Source organism: Streptomyces sp. NPDC021224 (assembly GCF_044332905.1).
In the GTDB taxonomy this organism is placed as follows: domain Bacteria; phylum Actinomycetota; class Actinomycetes; order Streptomycetales; family Streptomycetaceae; genus Actinacidiphila.
This window is the reverse complement of record NZ_JBIRPW010000004.1, coordinates 448,534-471,947: the sequence shown is the minus strand read 5'-3', so window position 1 is coordinate 471,947 and position 23,414 is coordinate 448,534. Positions and strand designations below refer to the sequence as shown.

Here is a 23,414-nt window from a genome sequence, read left to right as displayed (position 1 = left end):
ACGGCGGGTCGTCCGCGCGATCAGCGCCAGTGGCACGGCGCCGCGCAGGGGCGCGGGGAACTGCGCGCTCGGCCACGACGGCGGGAGGTTCGCGCGTCCAGCGCAGGGGGCACCCCTTGGCGCAGGAGGACGGCGGGTCGTCCGCGCGATCAGCGCCAGTGGCACGGCGCCGCGCAGGGGCGCGGGGAATTGCGCGCTCGGCCAGGACGGCGGGAGGTTCGCGCGTCCAGCGCAGGGGGCACCCCCTGGCGCAGCAGGACGGCGGGTCGTTCGTGCGTCCAGCGCAAGGGGCGCGGGGAACTGCGCGCTCAGCCACGACGGCGGGATGTCCGCGCGACCAGCGCAAGAGGCACTCACCCACCACCCCTCAGAAGTGGTGACACCCCTGCACCGTCGCGATGATCACCGCCGCCAGCAGCGTCACGACCACGAACACCGCGAGCCGCTGCCGCATCAGGCGCCGCCGCCCGGCCGCGGGCGCGACGGGCCGCCGCCCGCCCGCCGTGCGCACCGGCGTGCGCGCGGAGGGCATCGTCGTCCGCATCGTCGGCCTCGGCGCTCCCGCGGCGCCGCCACCCGCGGCGCTTCCGGCGGAGCCCTGCGCAGGGCCCTGCGCGGAGGACGCGGGCCCGCGGCCCGATGCGCGCCCGGCCGCGCCGCCCCCACCGGTGGGGTCGAGCCGCGGCGGGGTCCGCCGCTGCGTGCGCTGCTGCGCGTATTCCTCCGCGCGCCGCCCGACGGGCCGTTCGGGCCGCGGCCCGGCGGCCTTGGGCAGGCCCTCACGGCGCGGCGCGCCGATCCCGCGGGCCTCGCGCGTCGCGATCTCGGTGAGCCGCTCCGAGAGCTGCACCGTGCTGGGCCGCTCCTCCGGATCCTTGGCCAGGCAGGCGTAGACGAGCGGCGCGAGCGCGTCCGGCACCGCGCCGAGGTCGGGCTCCTCGTGGACGACCCGGTAGAGCATGACCTCGGAGCTGCCCTGCCCGAAGGGCGAGTCCGCGGTGGCCGCGTAGGCGAGCGTCGCGCCGAAGGCGAAGACGTCGGTGGCCGGGGCGACGGGCAGCCCGCGCACCTGCTCGGGCGCGAGGAAGCCGGGCGAACCGACCGCCGTCCCGACGTGCGTGAGCGTGCTCGCCCCGGTGGCCCAGGCGATGCCGAAGTCGATGATCCGCGGGCCCTTGGGTGACAGCAGGATGTTGGACGGCTTGAGGTCGCGGTGGACGACCCCGGCCTCGTGCACGGCGACCAGGCCTTCGGCGAGCGCGGCGCCCATCGAGGCGGTCTCGGCGGCGGAGAGCACCCCGTGCTCGGCGACCTTGTCGTGCAGCGAGGGGCCGGGCACGTACTGCGTGGCGAACCAGGGGCGCTCGGCCTCCAGGTCCGCGGCGACCAGCCGCGCCGTGCAGCCGCCACGGATGCGCCGCGCGGCGGACACCTCGCGGGCGAAGCGCGAGCGGAATTCCTGGTCCTCCGCCAGTTCGGGGCGGATCACCTTCAGCGCGACCCGCTGGCCGCGCTTGTCCGCGCCCAGGTAGACCACGCCCATGCCGCCCGCGCCGAGCCGCCGGTGCAGTCGGAAGGCGCCGACGACCCGCGGATCCTCGCGCCGCAGCCGCATCATCGCCATGTCCGTACCCCTGCCTCCGGTGGGGGCGGACCCCCTGCTGCTCCACTGCGCCACTTCGGCCGCTGCTGCCCGGCGGGGGCCGGGTCAGTGGCCGGGTGGGCCGCCCACAGCTTACGGACTCACCTCCCGTCGCGCGGTGAAGGCCCGCAGGCGACGGGCAGTGAATTGTCAGTGCCGGGTGGGAAGCTGGAGGCAACGGTGAGGTGCCGGTCCGACAGCGGGCCGTCACCTGGCCGCGATCCGCCAACGGTCCATCCTGCGAAGGGGAATGACGCCGTGAAAGGTGATCGCGTGGAGATAGTCGTCGATGCGGGGGACAGCACCCGCACCTATGAGGTCGTGGCCACCCGGGCCGGTCGCCGGGTGGAGACCGCGGTGCGCCGCGGGGTCGTGGAAGTGAGCGAGGTCACCCGCAGCGGGACGGTCGTGCGGACCGCGCGCTTCATGGCGACGCGGGTGCTCGCCCTGGTCGAGCAGCCCGTGCCGCGGGACGACGAGCGGGCCGAGGAACAGGCGCACGAGCGGGCCGCGGGGGCCCGGGCGGCTCAGGGATGACCCTGGGGAGCCGGGGCGCGGGATCCACCCAGGGGAGTACGCGCGGCTGCCGCCGTCATCCTCCGGGAGGCCTGCGAAGGGGTACCAGGGCCTGACGACCGGGGCTCCGGACGCACCTAATGTTGAGGTCAAGCGGCGGGCGGAGCACTCGTCCCCCGAGGTCAAGCGCCCGCCGCCCCCCAGACGTACCGGTCCACCGGCCCGGTCCGTCTCCTGCACCTTCTTCAACTGCACAACGAACGACCACACGGCGGACCCCGGAAGGGGGCGGGAATGGCGAACACGGTGACGCGCACCGCGCGTGCCATGCGCGGCACCCGGCGGACCGGCCCCCGGCACCCGCTGGTGGCGGCGGCCATGGTGCTGCCGCTCGCCGCACTGCTCGCCTACCTCTTCGGAGGGGTGGACGCGGTGGTCGTACAGGCGTCGTCCGTTGCCGGCCTGCTGGGGCGCTGAAAGGCGCCCCGATCCGGAAGAGCGGTCCGGGTCAGGGACTCACCGGTGGACCCCGTGGGGACGGGGGTAGGGCGGACGACTGCGCTTGCCCGGGTATCTCATGCGGATACCCGGGCATTGCGCTGCCCGGCTCCGGCTCGCGAGGGCCCCACGGACCCGCGCCCCGAACGGCCTCCGTGCGGCGTGCGGACGGCCGCGGGGGGCGGCGGGCCCGGGCGGCGGCCCGGGGAGCCTCCGGACGGCGGATTCCGCCGGGACGGGGTGGCGGGGGGATGCTTGACTGGGGCAATGACGACCACGGGGGAGCAGTCCGGGGCCGCCCGGCAGGGCGGCGCGGTCCGTATCGACCGGCAGGCGGCGCGCCGCACCGCCGTCCCCGTCGCGGACGACGCCCTCGTCACCGCGCTCGCCGCGACCGCGGCCGCCGCCGCCCGGCGCACCCCGCAGGCTGTCCGGCGGGCGGCGGGCCCGGTGGCCGGTCAGCCCACCGTGCCCGCCGCGACCACCGTGCTGGCCGACCGCCCCGACGGCACCGTGGTGCGGGTCGGCGCGGTCGTGGCCAAGGCGCACGCACCCGGCACGGACGCCGCCGCGCTCGCCGTCCGCGTCGGCGTCGCGGGCCATCCGGCCCTGCGCGGGATCCTGCTGGCCCCGCTGCCGCAGGATCCGCCGCCGCGCGCGCTCGCCCTGGACGCCGCCGTGCTGTCCGCCGCCACGGGCGGCAGGCCCGTCAGCGCTTGGCCCTACGGTGTGCCCGTGGACCGGCACGACCCGGCCGCCGCGCCCTGGGCGGAGGCGGCGGTGCTGCTCGCCCGGCTGCACCTGGTGCCGCCGGGCGCGTTGCCGGGTCCGCTGCCGCCGATGCGGGGTCCCGCGAAGGCCGCGCTCGCGGTGGCCCGGCTGCGCGGGGTTGCGGATTCGGCGGCGGCCCGTACCGTACGGCGGGCGTGGCGGCGGCTGCCCGCGTGGGCCAGGGACGAGGCCCCGCACCCGGGCCCCGCGGCGCTGTGCCACGGCGACCTGCACCTGGGCCAGCTCGTCCGGCACCCGGCGCCCGACGGCCCCTGGCAGCTCATCGACGTCGACGACCTCGGCACGGGCCCGGCCGCGTGGGACCTGGCCCGTCCGGCGATGTGGTTCGCGGCCGGGCTGCTGGAGCCGGAGGCGTGGGCGCGCTTCCTGGCGGCGTACCGTTCCGCGGGCGGCCCCGCCGTACCGCAGGACGGCGACCCCTGGGGCCAACTGGACGTCCCCGCACGGGCGCTGGCCGTGCAGACCGCCGCGATCGGCGTCGCCAAGGCGGCCCGCGAGGGGCGCGAGCTCGACGAGGCGGAGTCCGAACTCGTGGCCACCTGCGCCCGTATCGCCCATCTAGAGTGAACTCACGTGTTCGAAGCGAGGAGTTGATTCGACGATGGTCTGTCCCAAGTGCCACGGCCAGATGCAGACGTTCAACCGCAGTGGCGTCCAGATCGAGCAGTGCCTGAACTGCCGCGGCATCTTCCTCGACTACGGCGAGCTGGAGGCCCTGACCCAGCTCGAAGGCAAGTGGAACCAGCCCGTCCCGCCGCCGCAGGCCTACCCGGCAGCCCCCGTCCCGCCGCCGCCCGCCTACCCGCAGGCCCCCGGCTGGGGCGCCCCGCAGTACGGCCACGGCCATGGGCACGGGCACGGCCACAAGCACCACGGCCACGGCGGCTTCGCGCACATGCTCTTCTCGTCCTGACCGGCGCCGGGCGGTCCACGGCGGACCGCCCGGCCACGGCGCGCCCACCGCACGCGGACACGGCCGAGGGCCCGGAAGCTGCTGCTTCCGGGCCCTCGGCCGTGTGCTGGTGGACGATACTGGGATTGAACCAGTGACCTCTTCCGTGTCAGGGAAGCGCTCTCCCGCTGAGCTAATCGTCCGGGATGGCGGGGCGCCGCCCGGGGCGCCGTACCGAGTGCGCGATACTGGGATTGAACCAGTGACCTCTTCCGTGTCAGGGAAGCGCTCTCCCGCTGAGCTAATCGCGCGGGAAGGTGCTGCTCAGGGCCCGGTGGGGCCCAGTGGACGATACTGGGATTGAACCAGTGACCTCTTCCGTGTCAGGGAAGCGCTCTCCCGCTGAGCTAATCGTCCTTGGAGGTGGAGACGGGATTTGAACCCGTGTAGACGGCTTTGCAGGCCGTTGCCTCGCCTCTCGGCCACTCCACCAACAGCGGAGGATCCCGGAGGATCCCCCACATCGAGCGGACGACGAGATTCGAACTCGCGACCCTCACCTTGGCAAGGTGATGCTCTACCAACTGAGCCACGTCCGCAGGTCTGCTCCGCAACAACTCCGGGGCGACGCGTTGAACTCTAGCGGATTCCGGGTCCAGCTCAAAAACCGGTTTCCGCAGCGTGCCGGGCCAATGACGGCGAGTTGGTGCGCCCGGCGCCGCGGGAGTGCCCGGCACGCGCCCTCCGCGGCCCCTGTGCGGGCGGCGTGAAAGCCCTGCGTGCGTGGGGTGCGCGCCACCGCGCGACGCCCGCCCGGCCCCTCCCTCGGCCACCGGTCCGCTCACCCTAGACTCGGGTTCCGACCGCTCCAGCCTCCCGGGGAAGCACCGTGCGCGATCTCGTCCCGCTGGCCCGTTTCCACGGGCTCGTCGCCACCGGGCTGCGTGACGTCACCGACGATCCCGCCGCCCTGGACTCCACGGGCTTCTGGGCGGTCGTCGCGGACTTCGAGGGCCGCACCGTCTGCGCGCGCTTCGCCGACGTGCACCGCACCCCGCGCTCCGGCACCGGCCCGGACACCGGCGCCGGGACCGCCGCCCGCGCCGCCCGCTGGCGCGGCCCCGACCCGGCCGCCTGGACGTCCTCCATGGACCGCGCCGCCTACGAGGCGGGCGTGCACGCGATCCGGGCCCGGATCGCCGCCGGCGACGTCTACCAGGTCAACCTCTGCCGCGTCCTGCACGCCCCGCTGCCGCCCGGCCCAGGCGGCGAGGCCCCCGACGTCGACGCGCTCGCGGCCGTCCTGGAGCTGGGCAACCCCGCCCCGTACGCGGCGACCGTCCGGCTGCCCGGCCACGGGGTCGAGGTCGCCACCGCCTCGCCCGAGCTCTTCCTGCGCCGCACCGGCACCACCGTCGAATCCGGCCCGATCAAGGGCACCGCGACCACCGCGGACGACTTCCTGCCCAAGGACCGGGCGGAGAACGTGATGATCGTCGACCTGGTCCGCAACGACCTGGGCCGGGTCTGCGCCACCGGTTCGGTCACCGTTCCCGCGCTGTGCGCGGTCGAGCCGCACCCCGGGCTGGCCCACCTCGTCTCGACCGTGCGCGGCGAGCTGCGACCGGGCGCGGGCTGGCCCGACCTGCTCGCCGCCGCCTTCCCGCCAGGCTCGGTCACCGGCGCGCCCAAGTCCAGCGCCCTGCGCATCATCGACGAGCTGGAGACGGCGCTGCGCGGCCCGTACTGCGGTGCGGTCGGCTGGGTCGACGCCGACCGCCGCACCGCCGCCCTCGCGGTCGGCATCCGCACCTTCTGGGTCGCCCGCGACGCCGCCGACCGCCCCGAACTGCGCTTCGGCACCGGCGCCGGCATCACCTGGGGATCGGACGCCGCGGGCGAGTGGGAGGAGACCGAGCTCAAGGCCCGGCGGCTGCTGGCGGTAGCGTCGGGTGCGGCGGGTCCCGAACCCACGCACGGGAACGGCACCGGCGACAGGAACGGCAGCGTCAGCGGGAGGACACAGCGGTGAGGATCTGGGTGGACGGTGGGCTGCGGGACACCGCGGACGCCACCGTGTCGGTGCTCGACCACGGCCTGACGGTCGGCGACGGCGTCTTCGAGACGCTCAAGGCCACCGACGGGCACACCTTCGCGCTGGACCGGCACCTGCGGCGGCTGACCCGCTCCGCGCTCGGTCTCGGCCTGCCCGAACCGGACACCGCCGAGGTCGCCCGCGCCTGCGAGGCCGTCCTGGCCGCCAACCCGCTGCCGCACGCACGCCTGCGGATCACCTACACCGGCGGCATCTCCCCGCTCGGCTCCGACCGCGGCGAGTCCGGCCCCACCCTCGTCGTCGCCGCGAGCCCCGCCCCCGCGCACCCCGCCGCCGGCGCCGTCGTCACCGTCCCCTGGACGCGCAACGAACGCGGCGCCCTCACCGGCCTGAAGACCACCTCGTACGGCGAGAACGTCGTCGCCCTCGCCCGCGCCCGCGAACAGGGCGCCACCGAGGCGATCTTCGCCAACACCACCGGGCGGCTCTGCGAGGGCACCGGCTCCAACGTCTTCGTCGTCCTCGACGGCCGCCTGCTGACCCCGCCGCTCTCCTCCGGCTGCCTCGCCGGCATCACCCGCGAACTCGTCGTCGAATGGTGCGGCGCCCTGGAGGAGGACCTGCCGTACGAGGCCCTCGGCGAGGCGGAGGAGGTCTTCGTCACCTCCTCCCTCCGCGACATCCAGCCCGTCACCCGCGTCGACGCCCGCGAACTGCCCGCGGCGCCCGGCCCGGTGACCGCGAAGGCGATGGAGGTCTTCGCCGAGCGGGCCGCGGCGCACCCCAACCCGTAGGGAGGCGAGGCCCCGCCGGTCGGACCCGGGGCAACCCTTCTGCCTGACCGGTGGTCTCACCCCCAACGCAAAGAGGGGGGTTCATGCGTACTGTGCTGCGCAGGAGACGGGAGAAGACCGTGCTGGGCGCGACGGCCCTGGTGGTGGCCGTTGCCCTGGTGGGCCTCGGCTGCTCGTCGGGGTCGGAGGACTCCGCGGCACCGGGGGTCTCCGACCCGTCCCGCGGCCCCGGGACGCCCGGGGGCTCGCCCACGTACACGACGCCCGGGACGCCGGGCACGTCCGGCACCACGGGGACGCCGGGGGGCTCGGGCGGATCCGGCGCGTCGGCCACAACCGGGGCGTCCGGCGATGCGAAGGACTCCGGCCCGGCGGACCCCGGCAAGTACCAGATCATGTACAAGATCGTGCCGCCGAAGGCGGTCGGTACGTACAAGCTGTCCACCGGGTACAGCCAGTACGTCGACTACACGGACTGGTCCTGCGCGGACATGCCGTCCGACTCGGACTGCACGACGGCCGCGGAGGAGATCGGCGGCGTGGGCGTCAAGATCGAGGACGCCGACAGGATCGTCGTGAACGCGTCCGGCAACGGCGGTGACTACGGAAAGGGCAAGGTCGCCGGGCCCGGCACCTACGCCGTGGTCTTCCGTGGGCTGCAGGGCAGCATCCCCGACCCCGCGAAGGCGCTGGACCGTATGGTCCGTTCGATCCGCGGCGGCGAGCAGGCGCCGTTCCGGGGTGTCGCGCTCGCCGCCCACGGCCAGGAGTTCCCGCTCAACGGCGTGCAGGACGGGGCGCTGGAATGCCGGTCCGCGTCCTCCGCGAAGGCCACGTCGGCACTGTGCGTATGGGCCGACCATTACACCGTCGCCGCTGTCCAGGTCGGGCTTCCCCTCAACAGGGCCGCGGACCTGACGAAGGAGTTCTACCGGACCGCCCGGGTCAAGGTCGTGCCCCGGGAGCCCCGGCCGACCCCGAGCCCGACGCAGTCCCTCCCGTTCCACGGCTACGTGACGCCCCCGGCGTCCGCCACGGGCGCGAGCACCTACGGCTACGCGGTCGTGCCACCGAAGACGGTTGACGGGTACACGGCTGACGGCACCTCCTACCGGAAGTACGTCGGGTCCAAGAGCTGCGGCTACGGGTACTACGAGCCGCTCTGCGCCGCCCGGGTGGGCATGCGGGGCACAGGGATCACACCGGCCGACGCCGCGCGGATCGTCCCGGAGTCGACCGGCACGGGCGCCGATTACCACACGACAACCGGTTCCCTCGTGACCTTCCGGGCTCTCCAGGGCCGGGTCGCCGATCCCCGCGCGGCGCTCTACCGCATGATCCAGTCGATCCAGCGGGGTGAGCAGACACCGTTCGTCTTCGCGACGACGGCGGACAGCACGTCGGTGTGGACCGGTAGGTCGAAGACCGTCCCGCTGAGCGGTTTCAAGGGAGCCGTCATGGTGTGCCTGGAGTCCCGGAACGAGTACTACGACAATGCGATGGAGGGTAGGACCACGCGCTTGCTCGACTTCTGCGTGTGGGCCGACCACAGCGCGGTGGGCGCGACGATGGGTGAGGGCGTGTCGCTGGACGGACTGGCCGCCACGACCGCTGACCTCTACCGGGCGTCCCGCGCAAGGAAGTGAGCCGGCCCGCGGGGGTGGGCAGCCGGGCGCCTTGGCCAAGTGCCTTCTGAGCACTCGGCCAAGGCGCCCGCCGTACACTCGGCCGCACCCCGCCCGGATGCCGCGCGGGGGAGGAGCGAAGGGGGAGCGGGACGCATGACGACGACGCTCAGACCGGCCGGGGAGGAGTACGCCCTGCCCGGTGGCGCCCGCTCCCGCGACTTCACCGTGTGCGTCAACGGCCGCCCCGTCGGCGGGCTCCGGCTGACCGCCGAGGCACCGGGCGGCTCGGGCCGTATCGACGCGCTCACCGTGGCCGAGCCCGACCGGCGGCGCGGCCGCGGCACGGTCGCCGCGCTCGCCGCGGAGGAGGTGCTGCGGCAGTGGGGCTGCACCCGGGTGACCGCCGAGATCCCGCGGGGCGCGGACTACGGGCTGCGGATCGCGCGGGCCCTCGGCTACACCGAGACCAACCGCGCCCTCGCCAGGGAACTGCCCGCCGGAGCCGCGCCCGCACCGCTCCCGGCCGGCTGCCGCCTCCACGAGGTGGACACCGGATCCGCCGCCGAGTGGCTCGCCGAGCTGGAACGCGGGTACGCCGCCGAGCTCGTGCGGACCGGCGTCCCCGCCGGGCGGGCCGCCGAGGAGGCCGCGGCCTCGACCGCCGCCGCGCTCCCCACCGGCCGCCTCCTCGCCCTCGACGCGGACGGCGCCACGGTGGGCCGTCTGTGGCTGCGCACGGAGCCGCTGCCCGCGTGGGTGCTGGCCGTGGAGGTCCTCCCCGCGCACCGCGGCCGCGGCTTCGGCCGCACCCTCATGCTGGCCGCCGAATCCGTGTGCCGCTCCGCGGGGGTGCGGGAGGTCGGCCTGAACGTCTTCACCACCAACGCGGTGGGCCTCCACCTCTACGCCGCGCTGGGCTACGAGGTACGGTCCCGCTCCTTCTCGAAGGGCCTGTAGCCCGGGTCCTCCGCGCCCCGGTACGCCTACGACAGGAGCGCGTCCGCCAGGGACTCGATGCGCGTGCGCAGGCCCTCCTGGGAGGCGCCGCCGTCGAGGCGTTCGCCGCCGATGACGTACGTGGGCGTGCCGGTCACGCCGATCGCGCGGCCCTCCGCCTCGTCCGCGTCCACGACGAGCAGGTGCCGTCCGTCGACGAGCGCGGTGTCGACCTCCTCCGCGTCCAGGCCCAGCTCGCGCGCGACCTCGACGAGCAGCGGCTCGCCCACCGTGCCGAGTTCCTCCGCGCGGGCGAGCACCGCCTGCGCGTACTCCCAGCCGCGGCCCTGCGCGTGGGCCTCCTCGTACGCCTGCGCGGCGGCCAGCGCGTGCTGGTGCTTGGGGAGCGGGAAGTGCCGCAGCTGGATGTCGAGGGCGGCGCCGTACCGCTCGCGCAGGGCGGCGATGTCGCCGAGAGCGGTGCGGCAGTCGGGGCACTGGAGTTCGCACCAGACCTCGAGGACGACGGGCGAGGCGGGGGCGGCGGGGCCGGGGTGTTCCATGGGGCCAGTCTCCCACTCGCGGAGGAGACGCCCCGGAGATCCCCCTGAACATCCGCGCCGACCGTGGCCCTTGGCGACCGCGGCGAGGCACGATGGGGAGGGACCGACCGACGGGAGCCGCGAATGCTGACCACGACGCTGTGTGCCGCCCTGTCCGCGGGTGGACTGGGCATCGCCGTGATGACCGCCTACCGGCGCCGCTTCCTGGCGGCGACCAGGATCGCCGCGGTGTCGCTGCTGCCGGTGGGGCTGGCGATGGCCGGGCTGGTGACGCTGGGCCGCAAGATCGGTACGGCCACCGCGCACTGGGGCGCCGACCTGGTCTTCAAGCCGACGGTGTGGATGGGCTTCGGTGTGCTCGCGGTCGCCGCGCTGCTGTACGGGGTGACGCGGCTGATCTCCGCCCGACTCCCGGAGGGCGGCGGTGCGGCGGAGCGCGGCCCGGCGTCCGTGCGGGGCGGTGCGGCGGCTCCGGCGATCGCCGGGAACCGTCCGGCGGCGGTGTCCGGCCGCCGCTCGCGCGGGTCCGACAGCGGCCTGTCGGAGTTCGCCGACGTCGAGGAGATCCTCAAGCGCCGCGGCATCTGACCGCGTCCGCCCCGCCCGCGTCCGCGGTGCGGGGCCCGTTCGACCGCGCTGCGAACGGCTCCCCCCGGAGTGCTGAAGATCACGGCGAAGTCCGCCGGGGGTGCCTCGGCACCCTGCGGGCTAGGCGAAGATCATCGTGTGCTGCCCACCACCGGCGACCGTGTCGCCGCACAGCGGCGGCCGGAGAGTGCCGTGCCGGCTGCCCCCGACGTCCTCGCCGTCCCCGCTCCGCGCACACCGGTGCGCACCCGGACCGTCGCGTGTCCGGCCCCCGCGGGCTCCGCGGCCGCGGAGCCCGCGGGGCGTCCGCAGCCGGTGGCGGGCGACGGTGAGGGGCGCGCCGAGGACGCCGTACCGGCCGGGCCCGCGGTGGAGCCGCAGGGGTGCCTGTACGCGCTGTCGCAGCCGCCGCTGATGCTGTTCCTGCTGGTCGTCGGCGGCCTGCTGGGCACGGGCGCCGCGTACGACCTGATCTTCCTGTGAGCCTGGGGCAGGCCCTAGACGGCCGCTTCCGCCGGGTCGCCCGACTCGCGGCGCCGGGCGCGGTACGCGGCGACGTGCAGCCGGTTGCCGCAGGTCCGGCTGTCGCAGTAGCGGCGGGAGCGGTTGCGGGAGAGGTCGACGAAGGCGCGGCGGCAGTCGGGGGCGTCGCAGCGGCGCAGCCGCTCCCGCTCGCCGGCGACGATCAGGAAGGCCAGCGCCATGCCGCAGTCGGCCGCGAGGTGGTCGGCGAGGGAGGCGCCCGGCGCGAAGTAGTGCACGTGCCAGTCGTAGCCGTCGTGGTCGGTGAGCCGCGGGGTGGTGCTCGCGGCGGCGATGAGCGTGTTGAGCAGGCCCGCGGCGGCCGCGTCGTCCTCGGCGGCGAAGACCTCGGCGAAGCGGGCGCGGACCGCCCGGACCGCGGTGAGGTCCTGCCCGTCGAGCCGTCCGACCTCGCTGATGTCCCGCCGCTCGACGAAGGCCCGCAGGTCGGAGAGTTCGGCGAGCCGCTCGCGGCCCTCGCTCGCGGGTGCGGTGTTGAGCAGATCCACCGCGCTGTCGAGCGCGCACCTGGTGTCATGGTTGATCAGCACGAAACGCTCCCTGCGCCGGCGTCGTCGTTCGGCTGCGTTCCGGTGACTCTAGCGTGCGAGAGCCGCCGCCGTGGGGTGTGTCGGCCCCACCGCGGCGGCTCTCGTTCCTGCGGTGTCAGGCGGCCGGCGCGGGCCTGCGCCGCCTTGGGTGTCCGGGCGGTCCCCCCGAGTAGGACCGGCCGCGGACGGTCGGTGACCGCGGCTAGCTCTCCGCGAGGATGTGGGAGAGCTCGGTGTCGAGGTCGAAGTGGCGATGCTCGGTGCCCGGCGGGACCGCGGCGTCCGTCCGCTTCAGGAAGGACTCCAGGGCCCGTGCGGGGGCTTCGAGCAGGGCTTCGCCCTCCGGGGAGCTGAGGGCGATGCAGACGACGCCCTGACCGTGGCTGCGGGACGGCCAGACTCTGACGTCGCCGGTGCCGGTGGGGCGGTGCAGCCCCTCGGCGAGCAGGTCGCGGGCGAAGACCCATTCGACCGTCTCTTCGGCTCCGGTGTGGAAGGTGGCGTGCACGGCATACGGATCGGCCGTGTCGTACCGCAAGCCCGCGGGTACGGGCAGTGAGGATTCGCTCGACACAACGAGGCGCAGGTGCAGCTCGCAGCTGACCGTGGTGTTCATAAGCGCCAGGGCCTTTCGCTCAGTGTGCGCTCGGGGATTCGCACGTCGGCGAAATCGACATGCCACCTGCGGGGACGTTGTAAACCCCTCTGAGGGGTTTGTGAGGCTTCTGGTAGCTCGTCCGGACTAGTGGAGAGAAGGGCGGAAGGGCCGTTTCGGCTAATGCCCCGACGTCCGGTACGTTGGCATATGTGATCGCGGAGAGTGACCAGATCGATGAAGCTGTGGCCAATGGTTCGCAGCTCGGTTCGCGTGCGCCGGAGTTCGTCAAGCGGTCACGGCCGCTGCACGCGGCGTGGCGGGCGGGGATCTTCGTTGTCGGCCTCGCGGTCATCGGCGGCGGCATCGTGCTGCTGCCGCTGCCCGGACCCGGCTGGCTGATCATCTTCGGCGGCATGGCGATCTGGGGGACCGAGTTCGTCTGGGCGCAGAAGGTGCTGCGCTGGACGCGCCGCAAGGTCGCCGACTTCGCCAGGGCCGCCGCCGACCCCCGGGTGCGCCGCCGCAACCTGCTGATCACCACGGCGGTCGTGCTCGTGCTCGCCGGGCTGGCGGTCTGGTACGTGCTCGCCTTCGGCTTCACGATGCCGTGGAAGGCGGTGTGAGGCCGGCTGGTCGGGAGGGCCGCGCGGGTGCGGTAAAGTAGTCCGCACACCGGGGCGATTAGCTCAGCGGGAGAGCACTTCGTTCACACCGAAGGGGTCACTGGTTCGATCCCAGTATCGCCCACCCCGGACCGAGGGTCCCGGAGCCGTCACAGGCTCCGGGACCCTCGGCGTTTCCGCCCCCGCCGCCCGGTCCCGCGCGCACACTGGCCCCATGGACTGGAGTCACTACCGATTCCGCAGCGTCTGGCGGCTGGCCGCCGATCCGGACACCGTCTACCGCGTCCTGGAACGCCCGGACGCCTACCCGCGGTGGTGGCCGCAGATCCGCGAGGTCCGGCAGACCGGCGCCACCACCGGCGTGCTGCGCTTCCGCTCCCTGCTGCCGTACGACCTCGTCGTCACCGCCCGCTCCACCCGCCAGGACCCCGGCGCCCGGGTCCTCGAAGCGGCGATGGAGGGCGACTTGGAGGGCTGGGTGCGCTGGACGGCCGCCCCGGAGGGCACCGGCACCCGGCTGCTCTTCGAGCAGCAGGTCGTCGTCCGCAAACCCCTGATGCGCCTTCTCGCCGCCCCCGGGCGGCCCTTCTTCCTGGCCAACCACACGCTGATGATGTACGCGGGCCTGCGCGGACTGCGCGCCCTGCTGGCGGACGGGCGCGGCCATGTCGTTTGAACGCGCGCCGCGTTCACCTGTAAGGTTCTCGATGTCCCGGGCGATTAGCTCAGCGGGAGAGCACTTCGTTCACACCGAAGGGGTCACTGGTTCGATCCCAGTATCGCCCACACTTTCCGAGACGTTCAGGGCCGCCCTCACCGGGCGGCCCTTTCGTCGTTCCCGGGGGCGGGTCCCCCCGGCCGGGCTCAGTCCTCGCGGTGCGGGACGGTCGCGGTCTCCAGGAAGAACTGGTCGATGCTGCGCACCGACTCCAGGAAGTCGTCGAGGTTGACCGGCTTGGTGACGTACGCGTTGGCGTGCCGCTCGTAGGCCCCGCTCACGTCGGCGGGGGTCGCGGAGGTGGTGAGCACCACGACCGGGATGCTGCGCAGCGCGCCGTCCTCCTTGAGGACGTCGAGCAGTTCGCGGCCGTTCATCCGGGGCATGTTGAGGTCCAGGACGATCAGGTCCGGGCGCGGGTTGGCCGGGTCGCGGAGGTGGTCGAGCGCTTCGATGCCGTCGTCGGCCCGGGTGATGTCCCGGTCGATCCCCCTGCCGGTGAGCGCCTCCTCCACGAGGAGCGCGTCGGCGGGATCGTCCTCGACGAGGAGCACGCGGTAAGCGGGGTGCGGGACGAGGGAGTTCACTGCGGTGCTCCTGACGTTGTGGACGGCGGGGCGCCCGTACGGTCACTCGCAGGATATGCAGCCCAGGCCGCGTGAACAATCGAGCCTCCGCGAGACAGCCGCCCGGGCCTGTTCCCGGCGGCCGTTCCAGGTACGATGGCGCCGTCCGCGACCGGGCCCGCAGTTCGCGTGTCACGCGGCATCAGCGCCGGCCGGTCGTGAGGAGCAGGATGGACATCCAGATACCGCAGCAGCCTGCCGGACCGCAGGCAGTGCCGCAGCAGCCGCAGCCCGAGGAGGCCGGTCCGGACGCGGCGGGGCGCTGGACGACCCGGCGGTGGCTCACCATCGGCGCCGCGTCCGCCCTCGCCGTCCTGCTGCTGCTCGGAACGGCGGGCGGCCTGCTGCTGGCCCGCTCCGCGACGCTGACCGACCGCGTGCTGTCCGCCGACTCCGCCTTCGTCGCCGCCGTCCGGCTGGAAACCGCCCTGACCGACCAGGAGACCGGCATCCGCGGCTACGGCCTCGCCGGCCAGCCCGACTTCCTCGACCCCTACCGCACCGGTGTCAGCGACCAGCGCACCTTCGCCACCCGGCTGCGTACGGTCATGGGCGACCACGCCGACGTCGTCCGCGACCTCGACACGCTGGAGCAGCGGGCCGCCGTCTGGCAGGGGCGCATCGCCGAGCCCATCGCCACCGCCCCGCCCGGCGCCCCGGTCGCCCTGGCCTCCGAGCGCGCCGACGAGGGCAAGAGCGAGTTCGACGCCGTACGCGACGCCGCGGGCCGGCTCCAGCAGACCATCCAGCACGCCCGCGAGGACGCCCGCGCCCAGCTGCACTCGGCCACCACCGAACGCGACGTCCTCTTCGCCGCGATCGGCGCGCTCATCGTCGCCCTGACCACCGCCGTCTTCGTCGGGCTGCGCCGCGGTGTGACGCGCCCGCTGGAGCGGCTGTCCGGCGACGTACGGCTGGTCGCCGACGGCATGTTCGACCACCCCGTCACCCCGACCGGACCGGCCGACCTGCGGCAGATGGCCGCCGGTGTGGAGTCGATGCGGGTCCGGCTGGTCCGCGAGCTCGCCCGCACCGACGCCAACCGGCTGCAACTGGACGAGCAGGCCACCGAACTGCGCCGCTCCAACGCCGAGCTGGAGCAGTTCGCCTACGTCGCCTCGCACGACCTCCAGGAACCGCTGCGCAAGGTCGCCAGCTTCTGCCAGCTGCTCCAGCGCCGCTACGCCGACCGGCTCGACGAACGGGCCGGGCAGTACATCGGCTTCGCCGTGGACGGCGCCAACCGCATGCAGACCCTCATCAACGACCTGCTCGCCTTCTCCCGCGTCGGGCGGCTGAACGCCGAGACCTCCGAAGTGGACCTGGAGCAGCTCTTCACCCGCACCGCCGACGCGCTGAGCGTCGTGGTGGAGGAGGCGGGCGCCGAACTGGAGCACGACCCGCTGCCCACGGTCACCGGCGACGCCACCCAGCTGGGCATGCTGCTGCAGAACCTGCTGTCCAACGCGGTCAAGTTCCGCAGCCCCGACCGCCCGCCGCGGATCCGGCTCAGCGCCCACGCCGACGACGACGGCCTGTGGCACTTCGCCGTCAGCGACAACGGCATCGGCATCAGCGCGGAGTTCGCCGAGCAGGTCTTCGTCATCTTCCAGCGGCTGCACACCCGCGAGACCTACCCGGGCAACGGCATCGGCCTGGCCCTGTGCAAGAAGATCGTCGAATTCCACGGCGGGACCATCGCCGTCGACCCCGTCCACACCCCCGGGACGCGTATCGCCTTCACGCTCCCCGGGCCGTCCCCCGCCGCGGCGGCCGCCACGACGCAGGAGAACCATCGGTGAACCTTGCGGCAACCGGGCCGGCGGACGCGTCGGCCCACTCCACGCTGCGCGTTCTGCTCGTCGAGGACGACCCGGGCGACGCGCTGCTCGTCGAGGAGTACCTCGCCGACACCACCCTCGACGTCGACCTGACGTGGGTGCAGAGTCTGCACGAGGGCATCGCGCTGGCCACCCGGCAGGCGCCCGACTGCGTCCTGCTCGACCTGCACCTGCCCGACGCGCAGGGCGTCGGCGCCGTGCGCCGGGTGCAGGAGGCCTGCGGCGTCGCGGCCGTCATCGTGCTGACCGGCCTGGCCGAGGACACCGCGGGCGCCGACGCGGTGGCCTCCGGCGCGCAGGACTACCTGGTCAAAGGCTCCGTCACCGGCGAGCTGCTGGACCGGGCGATCCGCTACGCCGTGCACCGCAAACAGGTCGAGCACACCGCGGCGCAGCTGCGCGCCAACCAGCAGCGCGCGCAGGAGAACCAGCGGCTGGAACGCGGCCTGCTGCCCGTCCCGATGCTGCCGCCCGAACCCCGGGTCGTCCCGGCGTCCCGCTACCTGCCCGGACGCGAGGGCGCCCTGCTGGCCGGGGACTTCCTCGACGTCGTGGAGACCGCCGACGGCGTCGTGCACGCCGTCATCGGCGACGTCAGCGGCCACGGGCCCGACGAGGCCGCGATAGGGGTGTGCCTGCGGATCGCGTGGCGCACGCTGGTCCTCGGCGGCTACCGGGACGCCGCGCTGCTCGCGCTGCTGGAGCGGATCCTGGTCGCCGAGCGCACCGACCCGGCCATGTTCGCCACCGTCGCGACGCTGCGGCTGGACCCGGCGGCCGGCCACGCCGACATCACCCTCGCCGGGCACGAGGCACCGCTGCTGGTCGAGAAGGGCCAGGCGGCCCAGATCGCGGCCCGGCCCGGTATCGCGCTCGGCTTCCTGCCCGGCACCGAGGACTGGCGCACCTCACAGGTCGTGCTGCCCCCCGCCGGGGCCCTGCTGCTGTACACCGACGGGCTCACCGAGGGCCATGCGGGCAGCGGCCCGGAGCGGCTCGGCACCGAGGGCCTCATCACCGTCATCGCCGCCGCGCCCGAACCGTACGGCCAGGCCCTCCTGGACCACCTCACGGCCGCCACCCGCGCCCTGGACGGCGGGCGGCACCTCGACGACGTGGCCGTCCTGCTGCTGACCTGGGCGGCCACCGGCAGGCTGCCGGAGCCCAGGGCGCCGCAGAACGGACATGAGGTCGGTCACGGCAGGTAAGGGGACCCTTCCCCCGGGGCGGCACGGCTGGTAAGGATGGAAGGGTCCCCCCAGATCGGAAGTCCTGCCATGAATGCCGCCGATGCCCGCGATCCCCGCAATCCGGACCGCCCCGACCTCGTACCCTTCAGCCTCGACCTGACGCGCGACGAGGTCCGGCGGCGTGCCGAGGTCGTCGCCGCGCTGGGCCCGGACTGGGACCCGGTCGAGGTGCTGCGCGGCGAGGCAGAGGCGTACGCGCTGCTCTACTCCGGGCTGGACGCCGAGCAGCAGCGCGTCCACGACGAACTGGTCGCGGCCGGGGTCCTGCCGGGCCGCGGGCCCGGACCGCAGGACGGACCGGGGGAGGGGCCGGGCCGTGCGGCTGCCCATTGACCCCCAGGCCGACCCCGCCCGGCGGGCCTGGGTGGCCTGCCCCGGCTGCGACGACGCGCGTGACTGCGCGGCCTGCGCCGGCCGCCGCACCTGCGGGGAGCACTGGCGCTACCTGCTGTCCAACCGCGGCCCCGTCGTCCACCTCCAGTGCCCGCGCTGCACGCATGTGTGGTCGCTGAACACCCGCCCGGGCGCCGCGGGCCCCGGCGGCGGCTCCCCCTGCCCCTGAAGGCGGCCCCGCGGGCACCTGTGGACGGCCTGCGCGGGGGGACCTCCCGGCTCGGTACGATTCAGGCGTGCGGCGACCTCCGCCGCGGTCCGTAGACCTCAGTCAGGAGCAGACCGGTGTCAGACCTCCGTGTGATCATCAGACGCGATTCCGCCGAACCGGAAGAGCGGACGGTCACGACGGGCACGACGGCCGCCGGGCTCTTCGAGGGCGAGCGGTCCGTCGTCGCGGCCCGGGTCGGCGGCGAGCTGCGCGACCTGACGTACGTCCTGGCCGACGGCGAGACCGTCGAGCCGGTCGAGATCACCAGCGACGACGGGCTCGACATCCTGCGGCACTCGACCGCGCACGTCATGGCGCAGGCCGTGCAGGAGCTGTTCCCCGAGGCCAAGCTCGGTATCGGCCCGCCCATCAAGGACGGCTTCTACTACGACTTCGACGTCGACAAGCCCTTCCAGCCCGACGACCTCAAGGCCGTCGAGAGGAAGATGCAGGAGATCCAGAAGCGCGGCCAGCGCTTCTCCCGCCGCGTCGTCACCGAGGACGAGGCCCGCGCGGAGCTGGCCGCCGAGCCGTACAAGCTGGAGCTCATCGGCCTCAAGGGCTCCTCGGCCGGCAGCGAGGACGGCGCGGACGTCGAGGTGGGCGGCGGTGAGCTGACCATCTACGACAACCTCGACGCCAAGACCGGCGAGCTGTGCTGGAAGGACCTGTGCCGCGGCCCGCACCTGCCGAGCACCCGCCTCATCCCGGCCTTCAAGCTCATGCGCAACGCGGCGGCGTACTGGCGCGGCAGCGAGAAGAACCCGATGCTCCAGCGCATCTACGGCACCGCCTGGCCGACCAAGGACGAGCTGAAGGCGTACCTGGAGTTCCTGGAGGAGGCCGCCAAGCGCGACCACCGCAAGCTCGGCAGCGAGCTGGACCTCTTCTCCATCCCCGAGCAGATCGGCTCGGGCCTCGCGGTCTTCCACCCCAAGGGCGGCATCGTCCGCCGGGTCATGGAGGACTACTCGCGCCGCCGGCACGAGGAGGAGGGCTACGAGTTCGTCTACACCCCGCACGCCACCAAGGGCACGCTGTTCGAGACGTCGGGCCACCTGGACTGGTACGCCGACGGCATGTACCCGCCCATGCAGCTCGACGAGGGCACGGACTACTACCTCAAGCCCATGAACTGCCCGATGCACAACCTCATCTTCGACGCGCGCGGCCGCTCCTACCGCGAACTGCCGCTGCGGCTGTTCGAGTTCGGCACGGTCTACCGCTACGAGAAGTCGGGCGTCGTGCACGGCCTGACCCGGGCCCGCGGCTTCACGCAGGACGACGCGCACATCTACTGCACCAAGGAGCAGATGGCCGAGGAGCTCGACAAGACCCTCACCTTCGTCCTCAACCTGCTGCGCGACTACGGCCTCACCGACTTCTACCTGGAGCTGTCCACCAAGGATCCGGAGAAGTACGTCGGCTCCGACGAGGTGTGGGAGGAGGCCACCGAGACGCTGCGCCAGGTCGCCGAGAAGCAGGGCCTGCCGCTCGTGCCCGACCCGGGCGGCGCCGCCTTCTACGGCCCGAAGATCTCCGTCCAGACGAAGGACGCGATCGGCCGCAGCTGGCAGATGTCCACCGTGCAGCTGGACTTCAACCTGCCCGAGCGCTTCGACCTCCAGTACACCGCCCCCGACGGCTCGCGGCAGCGCCCCGTCATGATCCACCGGGCGCTGTTCGGCTCGATCGAGCGCTTCTTCGCGGTGCTGCTGGAGCACTACGCGGGCGCCTTCCCGGCGTGGCTCGCCCCCGTCCAGGCGGTCGGCATCCCGGTGGGCGACGCGCACGTGTCCTACCTGGAGGAGTTCGCGGGCGAGGCGAAGCGCAAGGGCCTGCGGGTCGAGGTGGACGCGTCCTCGGACCGGATGCAGAAGAAGATCCGCACGCACCAGAAGCTGAAGGTCCCGTTCATGATCATCGTCGGCGACGAGGACATGACGAACGGCACGGTGTCCTTCCGCTACCGGGACGGTTCGCAGGAGAACGGCGTTCCGCGGGACCAGGCGCTGGCCAAGCTGGTGGACGTCGTGGAGCGCCGCGTCCAGGTGTGAGCGCCCGCTGCCCCCGGCGCCGCCGCTCAGCGGTCCGGGGGCAGCTCGCCCTCGCGGGCGAAGACCTGGAAGAGCCAGGAGGAGAAGGAGCCGGTCACCGCGCCCAGCAGGGCCAGGCCCATCGCCATCAGGAAGGCCGCGATGGTCCGGCCGCCCACCGTGACCGGCGTGACGTCGCCGTAGCCGACCGTCGTGAGCGTCTCGCACACCCACCACACCGCGTCCCCGAAGGTGCGGATCGTCGCGCCCGGCGCGCCCCGCTCCTGCTGGTAGACGGCGAGCGCGCCCGCGAAGCCCATGAGCAGCGTCGAGATGCCCGCGTACGCGATGACGCGGCCGTACAGGCTGAGCCGCGGCTGCGCGTTGCGGCGCTGCATCACCTGGTAGATCTGCACCGCCCGCAGCGGGCGCAGCAGCGGCAGCAGCAGCACGACGGTGTCCAGCAGGTGGTGCGCGACGTAGCGCGGGCCGAAGCGCCGGCCGCTGAGCCGGACCCGCACCACGTAGTCGGCGAGGAAGCCCGCCCAGGTCGCGCCGATGACGGCGAGCAGCGCGGTGTGCGCGGCCCGCGGCAGCCCGGTGGCGAGCACGTGCACGGCGTAGGCGGCGAGGTAGAGCGTCGACAGCAGGAAGAGCGGGGTCTCGCTGCGGTTCTGCCAGCGCTCCAGCCGGTCGTGGTCCTCCATCGGGACAGGATCGCGGTACGGGCCCTGGGCCGGGCCCGGCGACACGCGCCCCGCCGGGGAAGTCCTATGCTGAGCGGCATGACGAGTGAGCCGGAGCACAGGCACGGGGCGGGGGTACCGGACGCGTTCCAGCGGCTGTGGACCCCGCACCGCATGGCGTACATCCAGGGGGAGAACAAGCCCACCGGTCCCGGCGCCGGCGACGGATGTCCGTTCTGCGCGATCCCGGCCGAGTCGGACGAGGACGGGCTGGTCATCAAGCGCGGCGAGCACGTGTACGCGGTGCTCAACCTCTACCCGTACAACAGCGGGCACCTGATGGTGGTGCCCTACCGGCATGTCGCCGACTACACCGAGCTGGACGCGGCGGAGACGCTGGAGCTGGCGGAGCTGACCAAGCGGGCGATGACGGCGCTGCGCGGCGCCTCGGGCGCGCACGGCTTCAACATCGGCATGAACCAGGGCGCGGTGGCGGGCGCGGGCATCGCCGCCCACCTGCACCAGCACGTGGTGCCGCGGTGGGGCGGCGACGTGAACTTCATGCCGGTCGTCGGCCACACGAAGGTGCTCCCGCAACTCCTGGCCGACACCCGCAAACTCCTCGCCGACGCCTGGCCCCGCTGAGGGCCCGGCGGCGCGGCGTCACGCGTCGTAGGCGTCGGCCTTCTTGGGCTCGGCGCTCTGCACCGCGCCGCTGAGGGAGGACGAGCGGCTGCTGAAGTGCGTGGTGTCCACGCCGTTCTCGGCCATGACCTGGATCGCGGCGGCGTGCACCGCGCGCAGCACGGGGGTCGCGGTGCGCAGCGCGTCGTCGGCCATGAAGCGGTGGCCCCACGGCTTGTCGACCCAGGTGTGGCGCAGCCCGAACGGCTCGGGGAGCGTGAGGGTGCCGCCGAGGTGGTCCAGGACCGGCGGGAACCAGGTCAGCGGGGCGCGGGCGGCGAGCCGGACGACCTCGGTCGAGTCGATCAGCGGCAGGTTGACGGTCCTGGTCTCCCAGAACTTGACCGACTTGCTGACGGTCTTGGTCCTGGCCGAAGGGCCCGAGGTGAACAGCCCGTTGACCGGGCCGAGGGCGTGCGCGGTGACGTCGACCCGCAGGGTGTGGGCGAGCACGGTCACCGTCGTCATGAGGGTGATGACGAGGTTGCCGTCCCACAGGGTGAACTGGATGCCCAGGTAGTGGCGGTTGCCCTTGCCGAACTGCTGGGTGTTGCAGATCCGCTGGATCTCGAAGTCCTTGACGGTGAAGGCGTCGACCTCAGCGCCGGTCGGGCGGGAGATCTTCGAGGCGCCCTCGCCGGTCGGGACGACGATCCAGTGCCGTATCGACGGCTTGCTGAAGCCGCCGGTGTGCAGCGGGGTGCGCTCCAGCATCCGCAGCCGGTCGTGGATCGCGCGGATCACGTCCCAGCTGCGGAAGGGGTTGATGTCCTTGACGCCCTCGGCGGGCACCAGCTCCTCGGCCATGTGCCAGCTGCCCCAGCGGCTGCCCATGCCGAGTATCCCCTTGGGGCCGGCGTAGAAGACGACGTTGCTGCGCTGCTCGGCGGAGAGCTTGGCGAGGGACTGGCGCAGCGTCTCGGCCTTGGTCTGGTTGGGGTTGCGCGGCACCGCCTCGGGGATCTTCGCGCCGACGCCGCTGCCCGCGACGAGGCCGCCCCAGCGGTCGCGCAGGTCCTTCGCGGTGCGCTCGCAGATCCGCTTGGCGTAGAACCAGCCGATGACCGGGACGATCATCATGACCCGGAAGTACTGCCGCCAGAAGCCGGAGAACGGCGGCACGACCGCCAGCAGCACGGCCAGCGCGACGGCGACGAAGAGCACCGCGCCGCCGAGCACGCCGTACTTCTTGCCGCCGGCCTTCGCGTTGCCGAGCGACTTGCGCAGCTGGAAGGCGCCGAGCCACAGCAGCACACCGGGCAGGAAGAGCGCGCCGAACACGCCCATCACGACGGTCAGCCGGGTGTCGCGCTCCTGCCGGATGCGGTTGGCGGCCAGGCAGTGCTCGACGACGGTCTGCGGTTCGACGCCGAAGGACTGCACGAGTTCGCCGCGGGCCCCGCCGAGCATCCGGGTCTGCACGGCGCGCGACCAGGCCTCGCCGAGGTTGGGCTCGAAGAGCGACAGGCGCGGAGGCTTGACCTTGGTGGCGTCGTTGATCTCGACCAGCGCCTCCATCTTGGAGTCCCGGTACGCCGCCGAGGCGAGCGCCTGCGTCGCGCCGGTCTCGCCGTCGGTGCCCGTGAGCGGGACCTGAGCCCCGGGGCTGAAGTCGAATCCGTTCGTCACCGATGCCCCCAGTCCGCCATGCCGCCGCACCACCCCGCTCCGACCGGCCCATTCCCCGCCGGAGTCCGTGTCACACGTTCGGAGCAGTCACCAGATTACCGGCGCGGCGGCCCGCGGTGGGGCCGCAAGCCGCCGACGCCT

Annotated in this window: 25 protein-coding genes and 7 tRNA genes; 20 read left to right on the top strand and 12 right to left on the bottom strand. The window is 73.6% G+C overall.

What is annotated here, in order from left to right; translation table 11 throughout:
- Positions 1-367: 367 nt before the first annotated feature.
- Entirely contained in the window at positions 368-1,624 is a 1,257-nt protein-coding gene (locus tag ACH4PY_RS13730) for a serine/threonine-protein kinase (protein WP_398180459.1), read from the bottom strand.
- A 276-nt stretch (positions 1,625-1,900) separates the two neighbouring features.
- Between ACH4PY_RS13730 and ACH4PY_RS13725 the strand changes: the two genes are divergently transcribed.
- The 4 genes from ACH4PY_RS13725 (at position 1,901) to ACH4PY_RS13710 (ending at position 4,361) form a co-directional block, all read left to right on the top strand.
- Positions 1,901-2,179 carry a hypothetical protein gene (locus ACH4PY_RS13725; protein WP_398180457.1) on the top strand — a complete coding sequence of 93 codons (279 nt, stop codon included), beginning with the start codon at positions 1,901-1,903 and terminating at the stop codon, positions 2,177-2,179.
- A gap of 273 nt (positions 2,180-2,452) precedes the next feature.
- A complete protein-coding gene (locus ACH4PY_RS13720) occupies positions 2,453-2,635 on the top strand; it encodes a hypothetical protein (protein WP_398180454.1) in 183 nt (60 codons plus the stop codon).
- Positions 2,636-2,923: 288 nt separating this feature from the next.
- Entirely contained in the window at positions 2,924-4,015 is a 1,092-nt protein-coding gene (locus ACH4PY_RS13715; protein ID WP_398180451.1) for a phosphotransferase, read from the top strand.
- A gap of 34 nt (positions 4,016-4,049) precedes the next feature.
- Entirely contained in the window at positions 4,050-4,361 is a 312-nt protein-coding gene (locus ACH4PY_RS13710; RefSeq protein WP_398180448.1) for a zf-TFIIB domain-containing protein, read from the top strand.
- Between the two features lie 107 nt (positions 4,362-4,468).
- On the opposite strand, the gene ACH4PY_RS13705 is transcribed toward ACH4PY_RS13710, so the two are convergent.
- From ACH4PY_RS13705 to ACH4PY_RS13685, 5 genes are all read right to left on the bottom strand, one after another.
- Positions 4,469-4,543: transfer RNA gene (locus ACH4PY_RS13705), tRNA-Val, on the bottom strand.
- Between the two features lie 36 nt (positions 4,544-4,579).
- Positions 4,580-4,651 (bottom strand) — tRNA-Val (locus ACH4PY_RS13700).
- Positions 4,652-4,685: 34 nt separating this feature from the next.
- Positions 4,686-4,757 (bottom strand) — tRNA-Val (locus tag ACH4PY_RS13695).
- Position 4,758: 1 nt separating this feature from the next.
- A tRNA-Cys gene (locus ACH4PY_RS13690) sits at positions 4,759-4,832 on the bottom strand.
- 34 nt (positions 4,833-4,866) lie between these two features.
- Positions 4,867-4,939 (bottom strand) — tRNA-Gly (locus ACH4PY_RS13685).
- A gap of 290 nt (positions 4,940-5,229) precedes the next feature.
- Here ACH4PY_RS13685 and ACH4PY_RS13680 point away from each other — a divergent pair.
- The 4 genes from ACH4PY_RS13680 (at position 5,230) to ACH4PY_RS13665 (ending at position 9,775) form a co-directional block, all read left to right on the top strand.
- Positions 5,230-6,372 carry a chorismate-binding protein gene (locus ACH4PY_RS13680; protein ID WP_398180445.1) on the top strand — a complete coding sequence of 381 codons (1,143 nt, stop codon included), beginning with the start codon at positions 5,230-5,232 and terminating at the stop codon, positions 6,370-6,372.
- On the top strand, positions 6,369-7,190 hold the full coding sequence (locus ACH4PY_RS13675) for an aminotransferase class IV (protein ID WP_398180442.1): 822 nt from the start codon (positions 6,369-6,371) through the stop codon (positions 7,188-7,190). Before ACH4PY_RS13680 ends, ACH4PY_RS13675 begins: the two co-directional genes overlap by 4 nt.
- Positions 7,191-7,273: 83 nt before the next feature.
- Positions 7,274-8,836, top strand: a complete 1,563-nt coding sequence (locus ACH4PY_RS13670; protein WP_398180438.1) for a hypothetical protein — start codon at positions 7,274-7,276, stop codon at positions 8,834-8,836.
- A gap of 135 nt (positions 8,837-8,971) precedes the next feature.
- On the top strand, positions 8,972-9,775 hold the full coding sequence (locus tag ACH4PY_RS13665) for a GNAT family N-acetyltransferase (protein ID WP_398180435.1): 804 nt from the start codon (positions 8,972-8,974) through the stop codon (positions 9,773-9,775).
- 26 nt (positions 9,776-9,801) lie between these two features.
- Here the strand turns inward: ACH4PY_RS13665 and ACH4PY_RS13660 are convergent, their stop codons facing one another.
- On the bottom strand, positions 9,802-10,317 hold the full coding sequence (locus ACH4PY_RS13660; RefSeq protein ID WP_398180432.1) for a DsbA family protein: 516 nt from the start codon (positions 10,315-10,317) through the stop codon (positions 9,802-9,804).
- 123 nt (positions 10,318-10,440) lie between these two features.
- Between ACH4PY_RS13660 and ACH4PY_RS13655 the strand changes: the two genes are divergently transcribed.
- Positions 10,441-10,905: a hypothetical protein gene (locus ACH4PY_RS13655; RefSeq protein WP_398180429.1), complete on the top strand. Its 465-nt coding sequence runs from the start codon at positions 10,441-10,443 to the stop codon at positions 10,903-10,905.
- 138 nt (positions 10,906-11,043) lie between these two features.
- The gene (locus tag ACH4PY_RS13650) at positions 11,044-11,388 is read left to right on the top strand and encodes a hypothetical protein (protein WP_398180892.1); all 345 of its coding nucleotides are present in this window, start codon (positions 11,044-11,046) and stop codon (positions 11,386-11,388) included.
- 14 nt (positions 11,389-11,402) lie between these two features.
- Here the strand turns inward: ACH4PY_RS13650 and ACH4PY_RS13645 are convergent, their stop codons facing one another.
- Together ACH4PY_RS13645 and ACH4PY_RS13640 are read right to left on the bottom strand one after the other, a co-directional pair.
- Positions 11,403-11,978, bottom strand: a complete 576-nt coding sequence (locus tag ACH4PY_RS13645; RefSeq protein WP_398180426.1) for a CGNR zinc finger domain-containing protein — start codon at positions 11,976-11,978, stop codon at positions 11,403-11,405.
- A 202-nt stretch (positions 11,979-12,180) separates the two neighbouring features.
- Positions 12,181-12,594: an SsgA family sporulation/cell division regulator gene (locus tag ACH4PY_RS13640; RefSeq protein WP_003959770.1), complete on the bottom strand. Its 414-nt coding sequence runs from the start codon at positions 12,592-12,594 to the stop codon at positions 12,181-12,183.
- Positions 12,595-12,785: 191 nt separating this feature from the next.
- Between ACH4PY_RS13640 and ACH4PY_RS13635 the strand changes: the two genes are divergently transcribed.
- The 4 genes from ACH4PY_RS13635 (at position 12,786) to ACH4PY_RS13620 (ending at position 13,985) form a co-directional block, all read left to right on the top strand.
- Positions 12,786-13,199, top strand: a complete 414-nt coding sequence (locus tag ACH4PY_RS13635) for a TIGR02611 family protein (protein WP_398180423.1) — start codon at positions 12,786-12,788, stop codon at positions 13,197-13,199.
- Between the two features lie 52 nt (positions 13,200-13,251).
- Positions 13,252-13,323, top strand: a tRNA-Val gene (locus ACH4PY_RS13630).
- A 90-nt stretch (positions 13,324-13,413) separates the two neighbouring features.
- Positions 13,414-13,875 (top strand): SRPBCC family protein, encoded by a 462-nt coding sequence (locus tag ACH4PY_RS13625; protein ID WP_398180420.1) that lies wholly within the window; start codon positions 13,414-13,416, stop codon positions 13,873-13,875.
- A gap of 38 nt (positions 13,876-13,913) precedes the next feature.
- Positions 13,914-13,985 (top strand) — tRNA-Val (locus ACH4PY_RS13620).
- Between the two features lie 78 nt (positions 13,986-14,063).
- Here ACH4PY_RS13620 and ACH4PY_RS13615 read toward each other — a convergent pair.
- Positions 14,064-14,504, bottom strand: coding sequence for a response regulator (locus tag ACH4PY_RS13615; protein WP_398180417.1), 441 nt, complete (start codon positions 14,502-14,504; stop codon positions 14,064-14,066).
- Positions 14,505-14,713: 209 nt separating this feature from the next.
- On the opposite strand from ACH4PY_RS13615, the gene ACH4PY_RS13610 reads away from it, so the two are divergent.
- From ACH4PY_RS13610 to thrS, 5 genes are all read left to right on the top strand, one after another.
- Positions 14,714-16,345 carry an ATP-binding protein gene (locus tag ACH4PY_RS13610; protein ID WP_398180414.1) on the top strand — a complete coding sequence of 544 codons (1,632 nt, stop codon included), beginning with the start codon at positions 14,714-14,716 and terminating at the stop codon, positions 16,343-16,345.
- A complete protein-coding gene (locus ACH4PY_RS13605; protein WP_398180411.1) occupies positions 16,342-17,592 on the top strand; it encodes a PP2C family protein-serine/threonine phosphatase in 1,251 nt (416 codons plus the stop codon). Before ACH4PY_RS13610 ends, ACH4PY_RS13605 begins: the two co-directional genes overlap by 4 nt.
- Positions 17,593-17,661: 69 nt before the next feature.
- Positions 17,662-17,967, top strand: coding sequence for a DUF6400 family protein (locus tag ACH4PY_RS13600; RefSeq protein ID WP_398180408.1), 306 nt, complete (start codon positions 17,662-17,664; stop codon positions 17,965-17,967).
- Positions 17,951-18,196, top strand: a complete 246-nt coding sequence (locus ACH4PY_RS13595) for a hypothetical protein (protein WP_398180405.1) — start codon at positions 17,951-17,953, stop codon at positions 18,194-18,196. Before ACH4PY_RS13600 ends, ACH4PY_RS13595 begins: the two co-directional genes overlap by 17 nt.
- A 116-nt stretch (positions 18,197-18,312) precedes the next feature.
- Positions 18,313-20,295 (top strand): threonine--tRNA ligase, encoded by a 1,983-nt coding sequence (gene thrS / locus ACH4PY_RS13590; RefSeq protein WP_398180402.1) that lies wholly within the window; start codon positions 18,313-18,315, stop codon positions 20,293-20,295.
- Positions 20,296-20,321: 26 nt separating this feature from the next.
- Here thrS and ACH4PY_RS13585 read toward each other — a convergent pair whose 3' ends face one another.
- On the bottom strand, positions 20,322-20,981 hold the full coding sequence (locus tag ACH4PY_RS13585) for a potassium channel family protein (RefSeq protein ID WP_398180399.1): 660 nt from the start codon (positions 20,979-20,981) through the stop codon (positions 20,322-20,324).
- 66 nt (positions 20,982-21,047) lie between these two features.
- Between ACH4PY_RS13585 and ACH4PY_RS13580 the strand changes: the two genes are divergently transcribed.
- The gene (locus ACH4PY_RS13580; RefSeq protein WP_398180396.1) at positions 21,048-21,605 is read left to right on the top strand and encodes an HIT family protein; all 558 of its coding nucleotides are present in this window, start codon (positions 21,048-21,050) and stop codon (positions 21,603-21,605) included.
- 18 nt (positions 21,606-21,623) lie between these two features.
- Here the strand turns inward: ACH4PY_RS13580 and ACH4PY_RS13575 are convergent, their stop codons facing one another.
- Positions 21,624-23,273, bottom strand: coding sequence for a hypothetical protein (locus tag ACH4PY_RS13575; RefSeq protein ID WP_398180393.1), 1,650 nt, complete (start codon positions 23,271-23,273; stop codon positions 21,624-21,626).
- Between the last annotated feature and the right edge of the window lie 141 nt (positions 23,274-23,414).

Coding starts and splice junctions, on each gene's coding strand:
- ACH4PY_RS13730 (WP_398180459.1), bottom strand. CDS start 1,624: ATGGCGATGATGCGGCTGCGGCGCGAGGATCCGCGGGTCGTCGGCGCC.
- ACH4PY_RS13720 (WP_398180454.1), top strand. CDS start 2,453: ATGGCGAACACGGTGACGCGCACCGCGCGTGCCATGCGCGGCACCCGG.
- ACH4PY_RS13715 (WP_398180451.1), top strand. CDS start 2,924: ATGACGACCACGGGGGAGCAGTCCGGGGCCGCCCGGCAGGGCGGCGCG.
- ACH4PY_RS13710 (WP_398180448.1), top strand. CDS start 4,050: ATGGTCTGTCCCAAGTGCCACGGCCAGATGCAGACGTTCAACCGCAGT.
- ACH4PY_RS13670 (WP_398180438.1), top strand. CDS start 7,274: ATGCGTACTGTGCTGCGCAGGAGACGGGAGAAGACCGTGCTGGGCGCG.
- ACH4PY_RS13665 (WP_398180435.1), top strand. CDS start 8,972: ATGACGACGACGCTCAGACCGGCCGGGGAGGAGTACGCCCTGCCCGGT.
- ACH4PY_RS13660 (WP_398180432.1), bottom strand. CDS start 10,317: ATGGAACACCCCGGCCCCGCCGCCCCCGCCTCGCCCGTCGTCCTCGAG.
- ACH4PY_RS13655 (WP_398180429.1), top strand. CDS start 10,441: ATGCTGACCACGACGCTGTGTGCCGCCCTGTCCGCGGGTGGACTGGGC.
- ACH4PY_RS13640 (WP_003959770.1), bottom strand. CDS start 12,594: ATGAACACCACGGTCAGCTGCGAGCTGCACCTGCGCCTCGTTGTGTCG.
- ACH4PY_RS13625 (WP_398180420.1), top strand. CDS start 13,414: ATGGACTGGAGTCACTACCGATTCCGCAGCGTCTGGCGGCTGGCCGCC.
- ACH4PY_RS13610 (WP_398180414.1), top strand. CDS start 14,714: ATGGACATCCAGATACCGCAGCAGCCTGCCGGACCGCAGGCAGTGCCG.
- ACH4PY_RS13600 (WP_398180408.1), top strand. CDS start 17,662: ATGAATGCCGCCGATGCCCGCGATCCCCGCAATCCGGACCGCCCCGAC.
- ACH4PY_RS13585 (WP_398180399.1), bottom strand. CDS start 20,981: ATGGAGGACCACGACCGGCTGGAGCGCTGGCAGAACCGCAGCGAGACC.
- ACH4PY_RS13580 (WP_398180396.1), top strand. CDS start 21,048: ATGCTGAGCGGCATGACGAGTGAGCCGGAGCACAGGCACGGGGCGGGG.